The sequence below is a fragment of the Brevundimonas sp. DC300-4 genome (assembly GCF_049897365.1).
In the GTDB taxonomy this organism is placed as follows: Bacteria; Pseudomonadota; Alphaproteobacteria; order Caulobacterales; family Caulobacteraceae; genus Brevundimonas.
Genome location: NZ_JAFCWC010000004.1, coordinates 201,748 through 220,438, shown reverse-complemented (window position 1 = coordinate 220,438; position 18,691 = coordinate 201,748). Strand labels below are relative to the sequence as shown.

21 protein-coding genes are annotated in these 18,691 nt (G+C 67.7%); 6 read left to right on the top strand and 15 right to left on the bottom strand.

Annotated elements, in window-relative coordinates:
• Window positions 1–32 precede the first annotated feature (32 nt).
• A complete protein-coding gene (locus ACP7AZ_RS08945) occupies window positions 33–182 on the bottom strand; it encodes a hypothetical protein (protein WP_426038150.1) in 150 nt (49 codons plus the stop codon).
• A gap of 83 nt (window positions 183–265) precedes the next feature.
• A complete protein-coding gene (locus ACP7AZ_RS08940) occupies window positions 266–1,585 on the bottom strand; it encodes an amidohydrolase (protein WP_426038148.1) in 1,320 nt (439 codons plus the stop codon).
• Window positions 1,586–1,677: 92 nt separating this feature from the next.
• On the opposite strand from ACP7AZ_RS08940, the gene ACP7AZ_RS08935 reads away from it, so the two are divergent.
• Entirely contained in the window at window positions 1,678–2,022 is a 345-nt protein-coding gene (locus ACP7AZ_RS08935; protein WP_426038146.1) for a hypothetical protein, read from the top strand.
• Between the two features lie 169 nt (window positions 2,023–2,191).
• Here ACP7AZ_RS08935 and ACP7AZ_RS08930 read toward each other — a convergent pair whose 3' ends face one another.
• On the bottom strand, window positions 2,192–2,593 hold the full coding sequence (locus ACP7AZ_RS08930; protein ID WP_426038144.1) for an SRPBCC family protein: 402 nt from the start codon (window positions 2,591–2,593) through the stop codon (window positions 2,192–2,194).
• 302 nt (window positions 2,594–2,895) lie between these two features.
• Here ACP7AZ_RS08930 and ACP7AZ_RS08925 point away from each other — a divergent pair, with 302 nt between their 5' ends.
• On the top strand, window positions 2,896–4,191 hold the full coding sequence (locus ACP7AZ_RS08925) for an MFS transporter (RefSeq protein ID WP_426038142.1): 1,296 nt from the start codon (window positions 2,896–2,898) through the stop codon (window positions 4,189–4,191).
• Between the two features lie 138 nt (window positions 4,192–4,329).
• The gene (locus tag ACP7AZ_RS08920) at window positions 4,330–4,761 is read left to right on the top strand and encodes an SRPBCC family protein (RefSeq protein WP_426038140.1); all 432 of its coding nucleotides are present in this window, start codon (window positions 4,330–4,332) and stop codon (window positions 4,759–4,761) included.
• A gap of 6 nt (window positions 4,762–4,767) precedes the next feature.
• Here ACP7AZ_RS08920 and ACP7AZ_RS08915 read toward each other — a convergent pair whose 3' ends face one another.
• The 10 genes from ACP7AZ_RS08915 to ACP7AZ_RS08870 form a co-directional block, all read right to left on the bottom strand.
• Window positions 4,768–5,787, bottom strand: a complete 1,020-nt coding sequence (locus ACP7AZ_RS08915; protein ID WP_426038138.1) for a type II secretion system F family protein — start codon at window positions 5,785–5,787, stop codon at window positions 4,768–4,770.
• 9 nt (window positions 5,788–5,796) lie between these two features.
• Window positions 5,797–6,777 (bottom strand): type II secretion system F family protein, encoded by a 981-nt coding sequence (locus ACP7AZ_RS08910; RefSeq protein ID WP_426038136.1) that lies wholly within the window; start codon window positions 6,775–6,777, stop codon window positions 5,797–5,799.
• A 5-nt stretch (window positions 6,778–6,782) separates the two neighbouring features.
• Complete coding sequence (locus tag ACP7AZ_RS08905; protein ID WP_426038134.1) at window positions 6,783–8,414, bottom strand: CpaF family protein; 1,632 nt, start codon at window positions 8,412–8,414, stop codon at window positions 6,783–6,785.
• Window positions 8,415–8,417: 3 nt separating this feature from the next.
• The gene (locus tag ACP7AZ_RS08900; protein WP_426038132.1) at window positions 8,418–9,932 is read right to left on the bottom strand and encodes a cellulose synthase operon protein YhjQ/BcsQ; all 1,515 of its coding nucleotides are present in this window, start codon (window positions 9,930–9,932) and stop codon (window positions 8,418–8,420) included.
• A gap of 6 nt (window positions 9,933–9,938) precedes the next feature.
• A complete protein-coding gene (locus ACP7AZ_RS08895) occupies window positions 9,939–10,616 on the bottom strand; it encodes a CpaD family pilus assembly protein (protein ID WP_426038130.1) in 678 nt (225 codons plus the stop codon).
• Window positions 10,617–10,624: 8 nt separating this feature from the next.
• Window positions 10,625–12,277 carry a type II and III secretion system protein family protein gene (locus ACP7AZ_RS08890; protein WP_426038128.1) on the bottom strand — a complete coding sequence of 551 codons (1,653 nt, stop codon included), beginning with the start codon at window positions 12,275–12,277 and terminating at the stop codon, window positions 10,625–10,627.
• Window positions 12,274–13,215, bottom strand: a complete 942-nt coding sequence (gene cpaB, locus ACP7AZ_RS08885; RefSeq protein ID WP_426038126.1) for a Flp pilus assembly protein CpaB — start codon at window positions 13,213–13,215, stop codon at window positions 12,274–12,276. The genes ACP7AZ_RS08890 and cpaB overlap by 4 nt, the downstream gene beginning before the upstream one ends.
• A gap of 103 nt (window positions 13,216–13,318) precedes the next feature.
• Window positions 13,319–13,831 carry an A24 family peptidase gene (locus tag ACP7AZ_RS08880; RefSeq protein WP_426038124.1) on the bottom strand — a complete coding sequence of 171 codons (513 nt, stop codon included), beginning with the start codon at window positions 13,829–13,831 and terminating at the stop codon, window positions 13,319–13,321.
• A gap of 115 nt (window positions 13,832–13,946) precedes the next feature.
• On the bottom strand, window positions 13,947–14,111 hold the full coding sequence (locus tag ACP7AZ_RS08875; RefSeq protein ID WP_298159380.1) for a Flp family type IVb pilin: 165 nt from the start codon (window positions 14,109–14,111) through the stop codon (window positions 13,947–13,949).
• A 414-nt stretch (window positions 14,112–14,525) separates the two neighbouring features.
• Window positions 14,526–14,690, bottom strand: coding sequence for a Flp family type IVb pilin (locus tag ACP7AZ_RS08870; protein WP_425991931.1), 165 nt, complete (start codon window positions 14,688–14,690; stop codon window positions 14,526–14,528).
• Window positions 14,691–15,057: 367 nt separating this feature from the next.
• On the opposite strand from ACP7AZ_RS08870, the gene ACP7AZ_RS08865 reads away from it, so the two are divergent.
• From ACP7AZ_RS08865 to ACP7AZ_RS08855, 3 genes are read left to right on the top strand one after another with little or no spacing between them, the layout of a single operon-like run.
• Window positions 15,058–15,492 carry a pilus assembly protein N-terminal domain-containing protein gene (locus ACP7AZ_RS08865; RefSeq protein ID WP_426038122.1) on the top strand — a complete coding sequence of 145 codons (435 nt, stop codon included), beginning with the start codon at window positions 15,058–15,060 and terminating at the stop codon, window positions 15,490–15,492.
• 3 nt (window positions 15,493–15,495) lie between these two features.
• Window positions 15,496–16,047 carry a TadE/TadG family type IV pilus assembly protein gene (locus ACP7AZ_RS08860; RefSeq protein ID WP_426038120.1) on the top strand — a complete coding sequence of 184 codons (552 nt, stop codon included), beginning with the start codon at window positions 15,496–15,498 and terminating at the stop codon, window positions 16,045–16,047.
• Complete coding sequence (locus tag ACP7AZ_RS08855; RefSeq protein WP_426038118.1) at window positions 16,044–16,589, top strand: TadE/TadG family type IV pilus assembly protein; 546 nt, start codon at window positions 16,044–16,046, stop codon at window positions 16,587–16,589. Before ACP7AZ_RS08860 ends, ACP7AZ_RS08855 begins: the two co-directional genes overlap by 4 nt.
• 6 nt (window positions 16,590–16,595) lie before the next feature.
• Here the strand turns inward: ACP7AZ_RS08855 and ACP7AZ_RS08850 are convergent, their stop codons facing one another.
• Window positions 16,596–17,912: an anthranilate synthase component I family protein gene (locus tag ACP7AZ_RS08850; RefSeq protein ID WP_426038116.1), complete on the bottom strand. Its 1,317-nt coding sequence runs from the start codon at window positions 17,910–17,912 to the stop codon at window positions 16,596–16,598.
• Window positions 17,909–18,688: a tyrosine-protein phosphatase gene (locus ACP7AZ_RS08845; RefSeq protein WP_426038114.1), complete on the bottom strand. Its 780-nt coding sequence runs from the start codon at window positions 18,686–18,688 to the stop codon at window positions 17,909–17,911. The genes ACP7AZ_RS08850 and ACP7AZ_RS08845 overlap by 4 nt, the downstream gene beginning before the upstream one ends.
• Window positions 18,689–18,691: the final 3 nt, after the last annotated feature.

The following is an 18,691-nucleotide window of genomic DNA, read 5'->3' as shown; positions in this document are numbered from 1 at the left end:
CCCCTCGCCGCCCCTGCGCCGCAGGTCAAGCTTCAGGCGAGGACCGCCGCTGCGTGATTCATCATCACCACCGCTCCACCCATCGTCGCGAGAAAGGAGGCGAGGAAGAAGCCGGTCTCTCGCCAGAGCTGGTGTCGAGACATCGGCTCGATGGCGGGAAGATGGAAGTTCAGGATCCTCATGGTCGCTCTCCGGGCGTAACCTTCGCAGGGTGCGCCCGGGTTCTTGAGCGATCGTGCACAAACGTGGCGAACCCGCCGTTGACCTATTCCCGCTCCAGAAAGCGCAGGGCCGAGAGGGCATGGGTCTTCACACCGAGCACCAGCACATCCTCGTTGACGTCGAACCGGGGCGAGTGGTTCGGCGCGGCCGTCGCCGGATCGACGCCGTCGGCGGTCCCGCCAAGGTGGTAGAAGACCCCCGGGACCTCATTCTGGAAGTAGGAGAAGTCCTCCGCCACCGTCGTCGGCGGCGCCGCCGGGTTGACGTTGCCCTCGCCCGCAGCCTCGGTCAGGACCGGGGCCAGCCAGGCGGACAGGTCTTCATTGTTGAACACCAGGGCGGCGTTCTGGCGGATCGAGAAGTCGGCGGTCGCGCCATAGGCTTCGGCGACGTGGTCGATGGCAGCCTCGGCCCGCTTCACCAGATCGTCGCGCTGGGCCACGTCGAAGGTGCGCAGCGTGCCCGACATCACCGCCTCGTCGGGAATGATGTTGTAGCGGACGCCCGCCTGGATCGTGGCGATGGTGAAGACGGTCGGCGTGGTCGTCGGATCGATGGTCCGGGCCGTCAGGGTGTTCACCGTCTGGATCACCTGTCCCGCCACGGCGATGACGTCGACGCCGCGCCACGGCCAGGCGCCGTGCGTCTGGCGCCCGTGCAGGGTGATGTCGATCCGGTCCGACGCGGCCATAAAGCCCTGCGGTCGATAGAAGACCGTCCCCGCCCGGCCCGGCACGACATGCAGGCCGAAGATGGCCTCGACCTTCGGGTTCTCAAGAGCTCCGTCCTGGATCATCAGCCGGGCGCCGCCCAGCGGCTCTCCCGGAGGAACCCCCTCCTCCGCCGGCTGGAAGATGAAGACGACGGTCCCCGCGAACCGGTCTTTCATCTCGCTCAGCACGCGCGCGGCGCCCAGCAGCATGGCGATGTGGGCGTCATGACCGCAGGCGTGGGCCACCGGCACAGTCTGGCCCTGATAGGTCCCCGTCGCAGTCGAGGCGAACGGAAGACCCGTCGCTTCCAGCACCGGCAGGGCGTCCATGTCGGCGCGCAGGGCGACGACGTGCTGCAGCCCGGATCCGGTCCCGCGCAGGACGCCGATGACGCCGGTGCGTCCCACGCCCTCGCGCACCTCGATGCCCATTTCGCGCAGATGCCCGGCGACGAAGGCAGCCGTGCGCGTCTCGGCCAGGCCGAGTTCCGGATGGGCATGGAGGTCGCGGCGCCAGGCGATGACATCCGCCTCGATCCCTTGCGCCGCCGTCGCGATGTCGGCGGCGGGCACGGTCTGGGCGAAGGCGGGAGCCGCGACGAGGGTGAGGGCGGCGGCCCAGAAAACGGAGTGCGCGGCGATACGGATCATGAAAGCTCCCGGGAAGGTGCGGGATGATGACGGTGTCGCGTCCGCGGACGCAAGCGCCTTGCGTCACGCCGCTCGTTGACCGACATCAGGTCATGACCATCAAGACCTCGAAGACGAAATGGCGCGACGTCGTCCTGGTCTGCAAGAAATGCCAGAAGAGGCTCGATGGCGGCTTCGGCCCGCACGGCGACAAGAGCCTGAAGAAGGCGCTGAAGAAGTATCTGAAGCCCGGCGACGGCAAGGGGCGCAAGGCGGAGCTGGCCGTGATCGAGACGGCCTGTTTCGACGTCTGTCCGAAGAATGCGGTCGTCGCCATCAACGCGGCGAACCCCAAGGCCCTGCTGATCGTCCCGGTCGGCGCCGACCTGTTCCAGGTCAAGGCGCGGCTGGGGCTCGACGACGGGCGACGGCTGAAGCCGACGTTGACCGTCGTCTAGACCCCCCTCTCCCGGCGGGAGAGGGCTTGAGGCTCGCAGAGCGTAGCGATGCGTTCTTAGCCGAAAGGGTGAGGGGTTGCCCCCACCGGTTAGCGCCAGCCCCTCACCCTTTCGCGTTTCCAATCGCTGCGCTCCTGGACGCTCAAGCCCTCTCCCTCTGGGAGAGGGATCACGCGACCACCTTCTCCATCGCGGCTTTGATCGCATCGGCGCCGGCGTTCATCATCGCCTCGATCCGCTCGCCCGGTCCTTCCGGGAGGAAATCGACGACCCAGACGAACCGGCATCGGTCCTCGCCTTCAGGCACGATGGTATTCGAGGCGCTGTGGTGTTCGAACAGATCAGCGAGGATCGAATAGACAATGCGGCGATGGTCGTCGTCGATGGCGATCAGCCGCTCGCGCATGACCAGGCCTCCGTTGAAGGTAACGGTGCGGATGTCCCCATCGACCACCGTGTCCAGGATGAAACCCGGCGCGACCCGGGCGTGCAGCGCCCCGAAATCGCGCAGCCGATCCCAGACGAAGTCCGCCGACGCCTCGATGATCCGCTCGATGTGGAGGGTGGCCATACCCGTCTCCCGTTCCCCTGCACGGTGGCGAATTCGTCGCCCGATGTCTCGCGGCATTCGGACGGGATCGCCGACCTTCCACACGACACCCATCAACGCACGCCCGGAATCTCTCAACGATTTCAGCATCGCGACGAAATTTACAGGTTTATTTCAGGCGCCTCTGAAAACCGTGCGACACTTTCCCGACTTTTCGAACGGCCGTCCCGCCGCCCGCCTTCGATGTAGACTTTGTCGACTCCGTAGACTCTATTTTCAGAGTCGCGGCCCCCTCCTCCGAACACGGATCCAGACAAGACTCCATGTCCCCCCGCTCTCCCGCCTTCATGATCCTGTTCGCCGTCAGCCTGATCGCGACGGCGGGGAACATGGGGCTGCAGTCGGTGCTCCCGGCGATCGGGCGCGAGTTCCATCTGGCCGACACCCTGGTCGCCGGCGCCTTCGCCATCTCGGCCCTGATGTGGACGTTGACCTCGCCGTTCTGGGCGCGCTGGTCGGACAGTATCGGGCGCAAGAAGGTCATCCTGATCGGCCTGACAGGCTTCGTCGTCTCGATGACCGGCTTCGGTCTGGCGGCGACCTCCGGCATCGAGGGCTGGCTGGGCGCCGGCGTCGCCTTCATCCTGATGGCGACGGCCCGGACCATCTACGGCGTGTTCGGCTCCGCATCTCCCATCGCCTCCCAGGCCTATGTCGCCGACCGCACCACCCCGGAGCAACGAACCCAGGCCATGTCCCTGCTGGCCTCGGCCCAGGGCCTGGGCACGGTGATAGGGCCGGTGCTGTCGCCCTTCTTCATCCTGCCGCTCGTGGGGCTGGCGGGACCGATGTACGTCTATGCACTCGTCGGCGTGGTCGTGCTGCTGGTCGTCTGGTTCAAGCTCCCGAGCGGCGAGGTGATCCGCACCCCCTCGCCCAGCGGACGACGCGCCGCCGCCGCCAGGGGCCTGTGGCGCGACCCGCGTGTGCGCGACTTCCTGCTGTTCGGCCTGTTCATCACGGGGGCCCAGGCGGTCAACATCTCGGTCCTGGGTTTCCACATCATCGACGAGTTCGCGGCTACCGGAATGGAGGCGCGCCAGGCCCAGCCCTTCATCGGCCTGGCCATGTTCGCGGGCGCCCTGGCGACCCTGATGGTGCAATGGGGACTGATCCCCCTGCTCAAGATGCAGCCGCTCCAGCTGATGCGCTGGGGGGCGATCCTGGCCCTGCTTGGCAACCTGCTGACGATCGCGGCCCCGGCCTATTTCGGGGTCGTCGTTGGCTATGCCGTGGTGTCGATGGGGGTCGGTTTCGCCCGGCCGGGCTTCACTGCGGGCGCCTCGATCGCGGTGGGGCCGCACGAGCAGGGGGCCATCGCCGGGCTGATGATGTCGCTGGCGGGGCTCAGTTTCCTGGTGCCGCCGGTCGTCGGGGTAGCGCTGTACGAGATGGTCGAGTGGGCGCCGTTCGCGGCCAACGCAGCCTTGCTCGCGGCGGGCGTCGCCCTGGCCTACCTCAGCCCGGTGCTGCGCTACGACCCCACCCCGGGCGTCGAGGACAACCCCCCGCCCGATGCGCCGCCGGCCTCGCAACCAGGGCCTGAGGGCAACCGCTAGCTGTGGGCGGGCTGGTGCACCGAGCAGCCCCAGAACCTGTCCTCGGGCCGACCGAAGATCGGACCCGGGGCGAGCGGTAGCCCGCAACCAGAATGGCCGGTCTTGCGTCCGGGCGAGAGGCTTGCGACATCGTCGGGCATGAACTTCAAGGTCGAAAAACGCGTCGGCGTCCGCGCCCCTTCCGACAGGATCTGGGAGGTCATCGCCGACCTGCCGGGCTGGGACCAGTGGAACCCGATCGAAACGGGCGTCAGCGGAACCATCGCCTTCGGCGGCGTGATCAATCTGACGGAACGCATCGAAGGCCAGCCGGAGCGTCAGGTCACCGGTCGCGTCGCCGACTGGCAGCCGAACGCCCAGCTGGTCTGGACCGAGAAGCGCGGCTGGCTGTTCAACGTGGTCCGCTACTACGAGATCGAGGAACTCGAGCCCGGCAGCTGCATCATCGCCAACGGCTTCATCTTCTCCGGCTTCCGCGGCGAAGGCTTCCACGACAAGCACAAGAAGACGATCCGCACCGCCTGCGAAGCCATCGGCGAGGCTTTGAAGCTGAAGGTCGACAGCCTGTAGGCGGACCTATTTCTCCGCGCTCTGCTCGGCGCGGGGCACGTCCCTGGCCGCATTCGAGGCCATGGTGTCCTGGATCTTGATGATGGCCGGACCCAGGATGACGGTGAACAGCACCGGCAGGAAGAACAGGATCATCGGCACAGTCAGCTGGGCCGGCAGGGCCGCCGCCTTCTTCTCCGCCGCCGACAGGCGCAGATCGCGGTTTTCCTTGGCCATGGTCCGCAGCGCGGACCCTAGGGGCGTGCCGTACTGTTCGGCCTGGACCATGGCCGTGGCGACGGCGCGGACGCCCGGATGGTTGGTCCGTTTGGCCAGGCCCTCATAGGCCATGCGGCGCTCTGGCAGGTAGCTGAGCTCGGCGGACAGCAGGCTGAGTTCCTCGGCCAGGGCGATGGAGGTGGTACCGATCTCCTGGGCCACCTTCACGATCGCGGACTCGATCGACATCCCCGCCTCGACGCAGATCAGCATCAGGTCGAGCGCGTCGGGAAAGGCCTGCATGATCGACGTCTTGCGCTTGGCGATCACGTTCTGGAGGAACATGTTCGGGGCGTAGAACCCGGCCATGGCGCCCGCCATCACGATCGCCACCTTGACCATCAACGGCTGGCCGAAGTCGTTGATGAAGAAGATGTAGACCCCCGCCAGCAGGAAGCCGACGAAGGGCGAGGCGAACCGGAAGAAGTAGAAGGTCGTCAGCGGCCGGGGGCCCCGGAAGCCGGCCTGGGCCATCTGCTCGACGACCTTGGGGTCCTCCAGCATCTTGGTCAGGTTCAGCCGGTCGACGACCCGCTTCTTGAAGCCGTCGTCGGTATGGCGCAGACCGCCCTGCCCGCCGGCGATGGCCTGACGCGACCGGCGCTTCAGCTCGTCGCGGCGCACGGCGACCGCCTTCATCCGGCTTTCCAGGGCCACGCCGCTCCCCATTCCGCCCAGCAGGGTCAGGATGGTGGCGAAGACCAGCACGGCGACCGCCAGACTGATCAGGTTCACCGGCTCGACGATGGCGCGCATGATGGATTCCATCTCGCCCTCCTAGAACTTGAACGAAATCATGCGCTTCATCACGAAGATGCCGATCGCCATCCAGGTGGCGCCGCACAGCAGCATGATCTGGCCGCGGAAGTCGGTGAACATCAGCAACATGTAACTGGGGGTCGTGATCGAGACGAGGATCATGACCACGGGCGGCATGGAGCCGATGATGCCCGCCGAGGCCACCGCCTCGGACGACAGGGCCTTGATCTTTTCCCCCATCATACGGCGCGCACGCAGCACGGTCGAAAGGTTGCCCAGCGCCTCGGCCAGGTTGCCGCCGGTCTTCTGCTGGATGGCGATGACGATGGCGAAGAACTTCAGCTCCGGCGTCGGCATCCGCTCGTACATCCGGTCGAGGGCCTGGGACAGGGTCAGGCCCACGCCCAGCCCCTCGACCAGCTTCTGGAATTCGGGACCGAGCGGCGCGGGGCTCTCCCTGCCGATGATCTTGAAACACTCGTGGACCGGCAGGCCGGTCTTGATGCCGCGCACGATGATATCGACAGCGTTGGGGAATTCGGCTGCGAACTTCTTCATCCGGCTCTTGCCGATGAAGCCGACGACCCAGCGCGGCAAGCCCAGACCGGCGACCAGGCCCGCGCCCAGGGCGACGAAAACGTTTGGCCCGAACAGCAGCGCCAGCAGGAAGACGATGAACCCGGCGGCGATGCTGATGATCGTGAAGGTCCTGATCGTCATGGCCAGGCCGGCGTGCTTCAGTTTGGCCGCCATCGTCATGCGGGCCTTGCGCTCCTGGCGGTCGGCCTCCTTGAGTTGAAGCTCGATGCCCTTGCGTCGGGCTTCGGGCGTATTGGCCTCCGCCTTCGCGGCCTTGGCGCGTGCGTTGCGCGCCGAGGGAGAGGTGAATCCTTCAGCGCGCTTCAGGGCCTGGGCGCTGGAATCATCGCCGCCGACGAAGGCCCAGCCCAGGCCGCCGATGGTGATGAAGGCGAGGATCGCGGCGAGGATCGGCAGCATCTCGCCTACTCCGCCGCGTCGAGCGCTTCGGCCAGTTCGCGCTCCAGGCCGTAGTAGCGGGCGCGGTCCCAGAAGCGGGGACGGGCGATACCGGTCGAACGGTGACGGCCGACGATCTTGCCGTTCTCGTCCTCGCCGGTGATCTCGTAGACGAACAGGTCCTGGGTCACGATCACGTCGCCTTCCAGCCCCACCACCTCGGTGATGTGGGTGATGCGGCGCGAGCCGTCGCGCAGGCGCGCGGCCTGGATGATAACATCGACCGAGCCGACGATCATCTCGCGGATCGTCTTGGACGGCAGGCCGTAGCCGCCCATAGTGATCATCGATTCCATCCGGCTGATGGCTTCGCGCGGGGAGTTGGCGTGCAGCGTGCCCATCGAGCCGTCGTGGCCGGTGTTCATCGCCTGCAGCAGGTCGAAGGCCTCCGGTCCGCGGACCTCGCCGACGATGATCCGCTCGGGACGCATCCGCAGGCAGTTCTTGACCAGATCCCGCATGGTGATCGTGCCCTGGCCCTCGAGGTTGGGCGGGCGGGTTTCCAGACGGACGACGTGCGGCTGCTGCAGCTGCAGCTCGGCGGCGTCCTCGCAGGTGATGACCCGCTCTGTCGGGTCGATGAAGGCGGTCAGGGTGTTCAGCAGGGTCGTCTTGCCCGAACCCGTGCCGCCCGAGATGACGATGTTGCAGCGGCAGGCGCCGATGACGCCCAGGACGCGGGCCCCTTCCGGGCTGATGGAGGCGTACTCCACCAGGTTCTTCATCGTCAGCTTGTCTTTTTTGAACTTACGGATCGTCAGGGTGGGCCCGTCGATGGCCAGCGGGGGCGCGATGACGTTGACGCGGCTGCCGTCCGGAAGGCGGGCGTCGCAGATCGGGGAGCTCTCGTCCACGCGGCGGCCGACCTGGCTCACGATCCGCTGGCAGATGTTCATCAGCTGGGTGTTGTCGCGGAAGCGGACATTGGTCAGCTGGACCTTGCCGTTGACCTCGATGAACACCCGGCCCGCGCCGTTGACCATGATGTCGGCGATGTCGTCGCGGCCCAGCAGCGGCTCCAGCGGGCCGTAACCCAGGACGTCGTTGACGATGTCCTGGACCAGATGCTCCTGCTCGGCGACCGACATGGAGACGTTCTTGATCGCCACCAGTTCGGCGACGATGTCGCGGATCTCTTCCGACGCGGCCTTGGTATCGAGCTGGGCCAGCTGGGCCAGGTCGATCGTGTTCATCAGCGCGTTGAAGATCGTCGTCTTCGTGGCGTGGTAGTAGTCGCTCTGCTCGCGGACGATCTCGGCGACCGCCTGGGCCTTTTTCAGCTGTTCGAAGCCGGCAGTGGCCTTGGGGCCGGGTCCGGCGTTCGGTGGCGGGGCGGCGGCCGGCCTGGGCCGCGCGGCGAGCGCATCAAGGCGATCGGCAGCGGGCGACGGCGGGGCGGACGCCGCACGTCCGGAGGTGTGGGCGAACCCGGTCTCGGCCGGCGGGGCCTCGGCGGAATAGGCGAAGGCCTGGGTCTGCTGACCCTGGTCCGGTTGGGGCGGCAAGGCGTCATCGAACGCCTCGGCCGGCTGGGGCGCAGGCGCGGGCCGGGGCTGGGTCGCTACCCCGCCGGGCTGGGATGTACGCTTTCCGAACACCCGTCAGGTCTTCTTCTTGAACAGGCCGGAGAACATCGACTTCTGTTCGCCTTTCGACGCCTTGCCGGGCCCGGCGATCATCGGCAGTTCGCGGCGCGAGACGATCTGGGCCAGGGTCTGGAAGGCCTCGGCCGCCTTGGACCTGGCCCCTGCGTCGAGAATCATCTGGCCATTGTTGGCCGCCATGCCGAACAGCTTGGCATCGAACGGAATCGACAGGCTGGGATGGATGCCGAGGGCCGCGCCGAAGTCCTTGGCCGGGATTTCCGGGCGACCCGGCACGCCGACCTGATTCAGCACCAGCCGGGGCGGCGCGTCGTTCGGACGACCCGAACGGATCAGGTCGATTATGTTCTTGGCGTTGCGCAGGCTGGCCAGATCCGGCGTCGCCACGACCACGACCTCATCGGCCGAGATCAGGGTCTTGCGCATCCAGCCGGTCCAGATGTGCGGCAGGTCCAGGACCACGAAGGGCGCGGTGCCGCGGATCTGGGCGGTGACCTCCTCGAAGGCGTCGGGCGAGATGTCCCAGTCCGTGTCCAGGGTCGCGGGGGCCGCGAACAGCGACAGCTTGTCGGTGCAGCGGACCATCATCCGGTCCAGCAGGACGGCGTCCAGCCGGTCGGGCTGGCCCAAGGCGTCGGCCACGCCCGACAGCGGGTCCTGGTTGAAGTCGAGGCCGGCGGTGCCGAACGGCAGGTCGTAGTCGACGATGACCGTGTTGGCCCCGATCCGCTCCGACATCGCATAGGCGGTGTTGTGCGCCACGGACGAAGCCCCCGCCCCGCCCCGCGCGCCAACGAAGGCGATCGAGCGGCCGACGAACGGCTGGGCGGGGTCGGAGAAAAGCCCGCCGATCGCGGCGATCAGTTGCAACGGCTGGACCGGAGCGACGAGGTATTCGCTGACGCCCCGCTTCATCAGCTCGCGGAACAGGATGATGTCGTTGGTCGCGCCGATAACGACGACCTTGGTGCCCGGGTCGCAGACCTCGGCCAGGCGGTCGACCTGCCACAGCAGGGCCTGGGGATCCTCGAGGCATTCGACGATGATCAGGGGCGGCGTCGGCTCTTGCGAATAGGCGTCCAGGGCCCCCGGGATGCCGCCGACACGGATCTGGGTCGTGGCGCGGGACATGCGCCGATCCTGGCCGGCGCGCTCTGCGGCGGCGAGGGTGTCCTGACGCTCGGCGAAGACGTGGATGGCGATGCGCGGGACCGTGACCTCGTTCTGCAGCCCGGAGAGCTGGGGCGCGAAGGCGGCGGAGGCGCCGGCCACCAGTTCGCCGACCGGGTTGTAGCCCGGCGCGGGACCGGGTCCCGAAGCCATCGGCAGGCCGGGATGGGCGACGACCGCTCCTGCTGGAGCCGGAGCGCCGACGGGAGCCGTGAACTGCAGCGGCTCGCGCGGATTGATGTCGGCGTCCGGCCACGGCGCGGCGGCCGGCATGAAGTCGAGATCGGCGTCGAACTCGTCGTCGAGGTCGTCAAACGGGCGGGAGGCGGAGGCATGGGTCATGTCGCGTCAGTCCACCGCATTCGAGATGCGCTGGTTCTCGATCATCGGTTCGCGCGTCGCCGCTGTCGGCTCGCCCAGCCGGTATTTGTCGAACACGACCGCGCGGCGTTCAGCGCTGCCCGGCTGGAGGGCGCGCGGCGAAACGATGTCCCGGGGATCGGCGATCTGGGCGGCGAGGTTGGCGTTCACCGCGCAACCGAAGTTGGCGTAGCCGGCGTTGGCGCCGGTGCGGCCGAGATTGGTCCAGCTGGTCCCGCACTGGGGTACGGCGGCCCTGACGGTGTCGAACCCGACCAGCACCGGGGCGCGGGGATCGGGAGCGATATAGGTCACGACCCGGACCTGGTAGGGCGGCACGCCCTGCGCTTCGAGGGCGCCCTTGATCCGCCAGGCGATGTCCGACGAGACGGGGTCGTCACCCGATGGCGCCTCGACCGTCAGCATCGGCGCGCCTTCGCCGGCGAAACGATTAACCATGTCGCCCAGGGCCAGAGTCTGGTTTTCCGACAGGCCCGTCTCGTGCACGGCGAAAGCCACACGGTCGATCCCCGGTTCGACCTGCAGAGCGAAGCGCGAGGTCGGCGTCAGGGGAACCGGTCCGGAACCGGCGGCGCCGCCGCAGGCCGCCAGCGGGGCGGCCAGCAAGACGGCCGAGGCGAGCATGATCAGGGAAGAACGGGTCATGGCGGCGCTCACTCGATCACATAGCCGACGGGGCCCTGCCATCCGGCCGAGGGCGAGGCGGTGGGGGCGGGGGATCCGTAGGCCTGATTCAACTGGCCGAAGAAGATGGTCTGGGCGTCGTTGGCGATGCGCAGGCCGTCAGCGGGCGTCTGCATCCGGCCGGGCGACGTCGCACTGACGATATAGGGCTCCACGATCATCACCAGTTCGGTCTCGCCCGACAGATAGTCGCGCGACCGGAACAGCGAACCGAGCACCGGAAGGTTGGTCACACCGGGCAGGGAATCGACCGTCTGGCGGGTGCTTTCCTGGAGCAGGCCCGCGATCATCATCGACCCGCCAGAGGGCAGTTCGACCGTTGTGGACGACCGTCGCACGCCCAGGCCCGGCAGGGTGATGGACGACGGCGTGCCGGCGCCGAGGGTGAAGCCGCCGCCCGCCTGCAGCTCGGAGACCTCCATCGAGATCTGCAACGAGATGTTGCCGCCCGAAAGCACGATCGGGCGGAAGGCCAGACTGACGCCATAGGGCTTGTATTCGATGGTGACGTTTCCGTCGCGGTCCCGCCCGGTCGGAGTCGGGAACTCGCCGCCGGCCAGGAAGCTGGCGCTTTCGCCGTTGACCGCCGTCAGGTTGGGCTCCGCCAGGGTGCGCACCAGGCCGACGCGCTCGAACGCCTCAAGGCAGTTCTGGGTGTTGGTGCCGGTGACCGTCGAATAGATCGTCTGGGCCAGGCCGGTGATGGCGTTGGTCACCGTGCTGCCGAGCGTGCTGGTGATCGCCCCGGTGACGGCGGTCCCGACCAGCGTATAGGGGCCCGGTTCGCCCTCCATACCGACCTGCACCTGGTTGATGTTTGTGGTGCCGTTGGTGGCGGTCGTGGTCGTGCCGTTGCTCGTGTTCGACCCGGCCTGGACCTGGTTGTCGTAGTTGGTCGTGCGGGCGTTGTTCTCGCCGTAGCAGAGGCCGTTGCCGCCGAGATAGTTGCCGTTGGCGCCCCAGGTATTGCCCCGGCCGAAGCCGATCGAGGAGTTGCCGTCGTTGTAGACGACGTTGGTGGCCAGCCCGAGCTGCTTGATGGCGTTGCGCTGAACCTCGACCACCCGGACTTTCAGCGTGACCTGGTCCGAGCCGGCGACGCTGAGCATGTTCAGCACCTTCTCGGGCGCCGAGACGAAGGCGCGGGCGACCGAGACGATCCGTTCGGCCTCGGCGGTGCTGGTGACCATGCCGGTCAGGATGATGCTGTCGTTGACCGCCTCGGCGTGGACCTGGGCCCCTGGAGCGATGCGGCTGAGCGTGTCCTGCAGGGCCGAGGTGCCGGCGTCGACGCGGACGCGCAGGGTCAGGATCTGGCGGCCGGCGGCGTCAAGGAAGACCGCGTCGGTCTCGCCGGGCGCGATGCCGATGATGGTGATGCGGCGCGGCGAATGCACATTGGCCTCGGCCACGGCCGGGTTCGACACGATGACGTCCCGCGCATCGGCGGGCAGGTCGACGGCGAAGGAGGTGCCGCGCGGCAGGTTGACCAGCTGGGGACCGGAACCCGCCGCTACGGTCTGGCGCGCGCCATAGGTCTGGGCCGTCGCCGGAGCGGCGGCGCCTGCGGCGACGAGTGCGGCGCAGGCCAGGGCGACGAGACGGTTCACAGAGGCGGTCATTGGACGCTCACCACTTCGGGTTCTCCGCCGCGGAAGATGCGGACCGTGGCGGGACGACTGGCGACCGGCGTCCGGGCCGCCGGACCCACGCGACCCGAGGGCCCGGCGGTGTCGGCATAGGACCGCAGGGTCAGCGAAAGAATGCCGGCCGCCTTGGCCAGGGCGAGGGTCCCGGTGTCGCTGGGCGCGATCTCCAGGGTGGCGGTGGCGCCGACCACGGCCTGCTGGTCGTCCTCGGCGCGGGTCGACTGGTCGATGGCCAGGACCTTGACGTTCTGCAGCACCAGACGACTGGCGAACTTGGCCTGGTTCGGAGCATCGTCCGAGCCGCGTTCAAGCTCGAGCGTGACGAGCACGTCGACCCGGTCGCCCGGCAGGATGAAGCCGCCGGCGGCGGTCTCGGTCGACACGGCGACGGCCATGGCCCGCATGCCGGGCTCCAGATAGGCGGCCATGTAGCCGCTGTCGCCGGCGCGGACGATCTTGCGGCCCACGATCGGCTCACCAGCCAGGATCGGTTCGCGAACGACCGACCCGAAATATTCCGACTTGGCTCCGCCGCCGGTCAGCGCCTCGGCGGCGCGGGTGACGCGGGCTACCGTGCCCTCGGGCTTGTCTTCTTCCTCGGCTTTGGCGGCCTCGCCCTCGGCGTCGGCGGCTTCAGCCTGGGGCACAGGGACGGATCCGTCGGTGATGAAGGCGGGATTGACCTCGTCGGCGGGCCAGTCCTTCCATTCCAGATCGGCGTCGGTGAGCCGTTGACCGGGCGCCAGATCACGCGCGGCGACCAGTACCTTGGCCATCGGTCGCGCGGGTTCGGCTGCCGCGGCGACAGCCGCAGGCTCGCCAGAGGACGATCCCATGGCGCGCACGACCAGGGCCAGACCGATGGCGGCCACGGCGGCGATGCAGATGACGGCGATACGGGCGGGCTTCATCGACGGTCTCCGGCGAGACCGGGCCCGAATCGTGGCTCCTGCGGTCTACCGTTAACGACCATGGCGGGCGCGGGTTAACGCGACGCTAAATGCGCAAACCTGGCTAGCCGGCGGCGAATGCAGCGAGCAGAGCGCTGGAAGGAAACGCCATCAGGGCGCCGGCGCAGATGGCAATGCCATAAGGAATGTCACCCTTGGTCTCGAGCAGGGTGTGGACCCAGACCGGACCGCCGACGATGTGGGGCGCGACATCGCGCCGGGCGACGATCAGCGCCAGCGACAGCAGGCCGCCGAACACTGCGGTCCAGAGAATGAATTCAAAGGACGCCGACGGCCCCAGCCACAGGCAGGCGGCGGCGATCAGCTTGGCGTCTCCGCCACCGATGACCCGAAGCGCGAAAAGACCCATGCCGACCAGAAGGGCGATGACGGCCACGCCGCCATGCATGCCGACCATATCGACCGGCAGGCCGACCGCCAGGGCCGCCGGGAAGAAGCCGAGGATCAGGGATCCCGACAGCCAGTTCGGAATCCGCATCGTCGTCAGGTCCGACAGGGCCGCGGCGATGACCAGGCCGGGCAGGACGCTGAGCAGGGCGAGGGAAACAATGTCCATGACTGCATTCTGCATGGGGCGGGTTAAATCCGGGTTGCCGCGACGACCTCGCCGGAAAAAAACAAAGGGCCGGCGCGTTTCCACGCCGGCCCCCGCTTTCAAGACCCGTGAGGGTTTAGCCGAGTTTGGCCGAGACCTTGCCGAACGTGGCCGACAGGTTGGTGCCGACCAGTTGCACGGCACCGATGATGACAACGGCGATCAGAGCCGCGATCAGGCCGTACTCGATGGCCGTAGCGCCCGACTCGTCCTTGGCGAAACGCGAAACGAACTTGGTCATGGTGTTCTTCCTTGTGAAATCTGTGAAGCGAGCAACGATGGCTGGGAGGCTCGGTCGCCCGCTTGTCCCCCAAACGCATGGGCATATTGACCCGGACCGGTTAAAACGGGGCTAGAAGGCGTGGTTACCTGCACGTTTACTGTGAAAATTCGGCACGAGCTGTTTGCGCGGCCAGCAGATACCCCTCAGCCCTGAACAGGTCGGCCATCCAGGGGATGATGTACAAGGTCATCCGTTAGCGCTTGTTAAGACGCCTTGACCGAAACGCGGGTGAAGGTTGCTCACTTCCGGGCTCGTAGCGATTTTCGGCCGCTATGGAGCGGGCCAGGTCCGGTGCGCCGCGACGACCTCGCTAAAAAACAGCGGGCCGCCGCGTTTCCACGCCGACCCGCCACTTTCAAGACCCGTGAGGGCTTAGCCGAGCTTGGCCGAGACCTTATCGAACGTGGCCGACAGGTTGGTGCCGACGAGCTGAACGGCGCCGATGATGACCACGGCGATGAGGGCTGCGATCAGGCCGTATTCGATGGCGGTGGCGCCCGACTCATCCTCGACAAAACGCGAAATGGACTTGGTCATGATGGTCTTCCCTGTGAAATCTGTGAAACGAGCAGCGATGGCTGGGAGGCTCGGTCGCCCGCTTGTCCCCCAAACGCATGGGCAGACTCTTCCGGACTGGTTAAAGAAAATATAGAAGGCGTGGCTAGCCGATTGTTTACTGTAAAATATCGACCTGAACATTATGCAAAAACAGCAAATGCCTGCCAGCGTTGAACAGCTCAGCGCTCCAGAACGCCCATCCGTAAAATCATTTGCCAGCGCTTGCTCATACACCTGAATGAAGCAAGGCCGAATCTCTCTGGGTTTAGATTTTGTAGAGGTTTCCGACCGATCTTCGCGTCTCGCCCTCGCGCGCGCCCGTTCAGAGCTACAAGGACACCTACCCATGGCCGGATCGATCGCCGCCCTGCTGCGCCCCGCCCTCCTCGCCGGCCTGTTGCTGGCCGCCGGGGCCGCTCACGCCCAGACGCTGAACGTCGAGATTGACCGTTCGGCCCGCATCGGCCTGACGGGATCAGCCGCTTCGGTCATCGTCGGCAACCCGGCCATCGCCGATGTCACGGTCGTGGACGCCAACACCCTGTTTGTCACCGGCAAGGGCTATGGCGTGACCGAGGTCGTCGCCGTGGATGGCGTCGGCCGGACCATCTTCCAGGGCGAGATCGTCGTCACCGGCGGATCGACGGGTTCAGTGCGCGTCTGGCGCGGAGCCCAGGCGACCGAGATGGCCTGCGCCGCCTCCTGCGCGCCCAGCATCCGCAACGTCTCCGGTCCCGCCACCGCCTCGGCCGCTACGGCGGCTTCCGCTCCGACCCCCTGATCCATGAGCCGGTCCCTGTTCCGCAGGCGCGGCCGGGCCGCTGTCCGCACGCCCCGTGAAGGCGCTGCGGCGGTCGAGTTCGCCATGGTCGCCGCCCCGTTCTTCTTCATGATCTTCGCGGTGCTGGAACTCGGTCTGGTCTTCCTGATCGACTCCACGCTCGAGAACGCCGTGTTGACCGCCAGCCGGCTGGTTCGCACCGGCCAGGCCGACACCGGGAACATCTCCGCGGCCCAGTTCAAGACAGCCCTGTGCGCCGAGATGAGCGTCTTCCAGGGCGACTGCGGCAGCCGCGCCGACGTCGATGTTCGCGTCATGCCCCAGTTCACCGACGGCACCCCGGACAGCCCGATCCGCAACGGCGTCATGAACACGGGCGATCTTCAATACAACAAGGGCCAGCCGGGGGACCTGATGCTGGTCCGCGTCTGGTACTCCCAGCCGCTGGTCACACCCTTCATGCAGCAGGCCATGTCGCGGCTGGACTCCGGAGCCGCTGTGATCTCGGTCGCCACCGCCTTCCGAAACGAGCCCTATCGCGGGTCCACGCCATGAGCCTGCGCCGCTCCGCCAGCCTGGGCTTCCTGCACCGTTTCGGTCGCGACGGGTCCGGCGTGTCCGCCGTCGAGTTCGCCCTGCTCGCCCCTGTCCTGATCCTGATCTATTTCGGCCTCGCCGAGTTCTGCCAGGCCTATATGGCCCAGCGCCGGATGGGCCACGCCACCTCCCAGGTCGCCGACATCGTGGCCCAGTATCAGGCGGTGGACGCGGACCTGATCGACGACACCTTCGCCATCGGCGGCCTGGTCCTGGCGCCCTTCCCGGACACCCCTTTGAAGCTGCGCGTCACCGCCATCACGCGGGGGGCCGACGGCGTGGCGCGGGTGACCTGGAGCCGGGGCAAGGGCATGACCAGTCGCAGCGGGACCATGACGGTCCCCTCCGGCCTGATCGAGAACGGCGAGAGCGTCATCATGAGCGAGGGCACCTATGACTATGTTTCGCCGCTCAACCAGGTCCTCGGGACCAAGCAATTCAGCCACACCTACTGGCTCCGGCCGCGGCTCGTGAACACCATCACCTGCTCTAACTGCTAGGCGATCCTACCCGACGAGCGCCTGGCGGATCGCCGCGATCTTGGTGTCCGTTTCCTGAAGCTCAGAGGCCGGATCGCTGTCCGCCACGATCCCCGCCCCGGCCAGGGTACGGAACGCCCAGGTCTCGCCCTCGTGCCAGAAGGCGATGGTCCGGATCAGCACCGAGGCCGTCAGGGCGCCGTCGTCGTCCAGCAGGAACAGACTGCCGCACCAGGCCCCGCGCGGGCCTTCGTGAGCCGCGATCACCCGCATGGCCTGGTGCTTGGGCGCGCCGGTGATCGATCCCGGCGGGAATGACGCCGCCAGCACCTCGGCCGGACCGACGCCCGGCTCGGCCACGCCGGTCACGGTCGAGACCAGGTGGTGGACGGTGGCGAAGCTCTCCAGCTCGAACAGTGACTCGACCACGACGGAGCCCGGTCGCGCGACCCGCGACAGGTCGTTGCGCATCAGGTCGACGATCATCAGGTTCTCGGCCCGATCCTTGGCGCTGGCGATCAGTTCGGCCGCCTGGGCCGCATCGATCCCGGGGTCCGCGTCGCGAGGGCGGGTGCCCTTGATCGGCCGCGTCTCGATCCGCCGGGTGTGGGGATCGAAGGTCAGGAACAGCTCCGGCGAGTTGGACACCAGCACCCGGTCCCCAATGAGCCAGAAGGCGCCATAGGGCGCCCCTCCCGCCGCCAGCCGGGCGAACACGTCGAACGGATCGGCATGGGATTCGAGTTCGCCGCTCCAGGCCCGGGCGATATTGGCCTGGAACAGTTCGCCGGCCGCGATCCGCGCCACGACGTCGGCGACGGCATCGGTGTAATCCCGCTCGGGCCGCTCCGGTTCGAAGCGCGCGGCCGGGACGCCGCCGGGCGCGACAGGGGTCGCCGAAGCGATCCAGCCGACGGCCTCGTCCGCCTTCCCGGTCGCCTCGCCCTCGTCCCTCCCCAGCCCTATGGCCGAGACCGTCCACGCTTCGTGATCGAAGACCAGCATGGCCGGATAGCGGGCCAGCATCAGATCCGGCCAGTCTCCCGGCGACGCACCCCGGTCTCCGGTTGCGGGGCGGGCCCCGGCGTCATAGGTCGCCAGGCCGACCACGAACCGGTCCATCCCGTCCTCGGCCAGGGCGGAGAAGGAATGGGACGCCTCCATCCGCGTCGCGACGATCCGGTCGGGGGCGCAGGCGACCCAGGAGCGCCGCGCGTTGGGGCCGCCGTCGGACAGGAGACACAAGGCCCCCTGACGATGCGCCAGCCCGGCCGCGACGGCCAGGGGCTCGACCCAGTCGAGGGTCCTGACGACGCGAATGGCCAGAGTCCCCTCGCCTGTCACGCTGCCAGCCGCTCCGTGATCCGGGCGCGCAGGGCGGCATCGACCCCGAGCGCCTGTTCCAGATAGCCGTAGATCGAGCCGTACCGCTCATTGATGGCGGCGATGGCGGCGTCCAGATAGGCGGGCTCGACCCCCATGAAGGCCACCACGGCGTCGTGCGAGGCCTCACGCCCGGTGAAGCCTTTCAGCTGTTCGGCGATGGCCGGCGCGCGGCCGACCAGATCCACTGCCGTATTGGTCAGCAGGTAGTCCTCCATCAGGTCGTCGTGGCCGACGCCCAGCAGGTGATGGGTCAGGGCCGCCAGCATGCCGGTCCGGTCCTTGCCCGCCGCGCAGTGGATCAGCACCGGCCGGTCGGTCTCGCCCAGGGCGGAGAAATAGCGGCCGAACAGGTCGATGTGGGCCGGAGCGAAAGGCAGCTGGCGATAGGTGGCGGTCATGAACCGGCGGCCCGAGTCCGGCGTCAGGTCCGCGGTCTTGAGGAAGGTGATGTGCGGCGCCTCGCCGGCCTCGTCGAGATCGCTCTCGAACACCTGGCCGGTGAAGTTGGCGGCCCGCTTCGACGGCTGACGACGCCGTTCAACCGGACGACGCAGATCGACGACCACGCCGAGGTCCAGCGCCGCCAGCCGCTGCAGATCCGCCTCCGAGGCCGAGGCCTGATGCGCCGACCGGAACAGCCGACCCGTCTTGAGGGCCCGGCCGGCGGCGGTGTCGTAGCCGCCGTAGTCGCGGAAATTGTCGAGCGCGTCGAAGGCGTGGATGCGGGAGGTCATGGC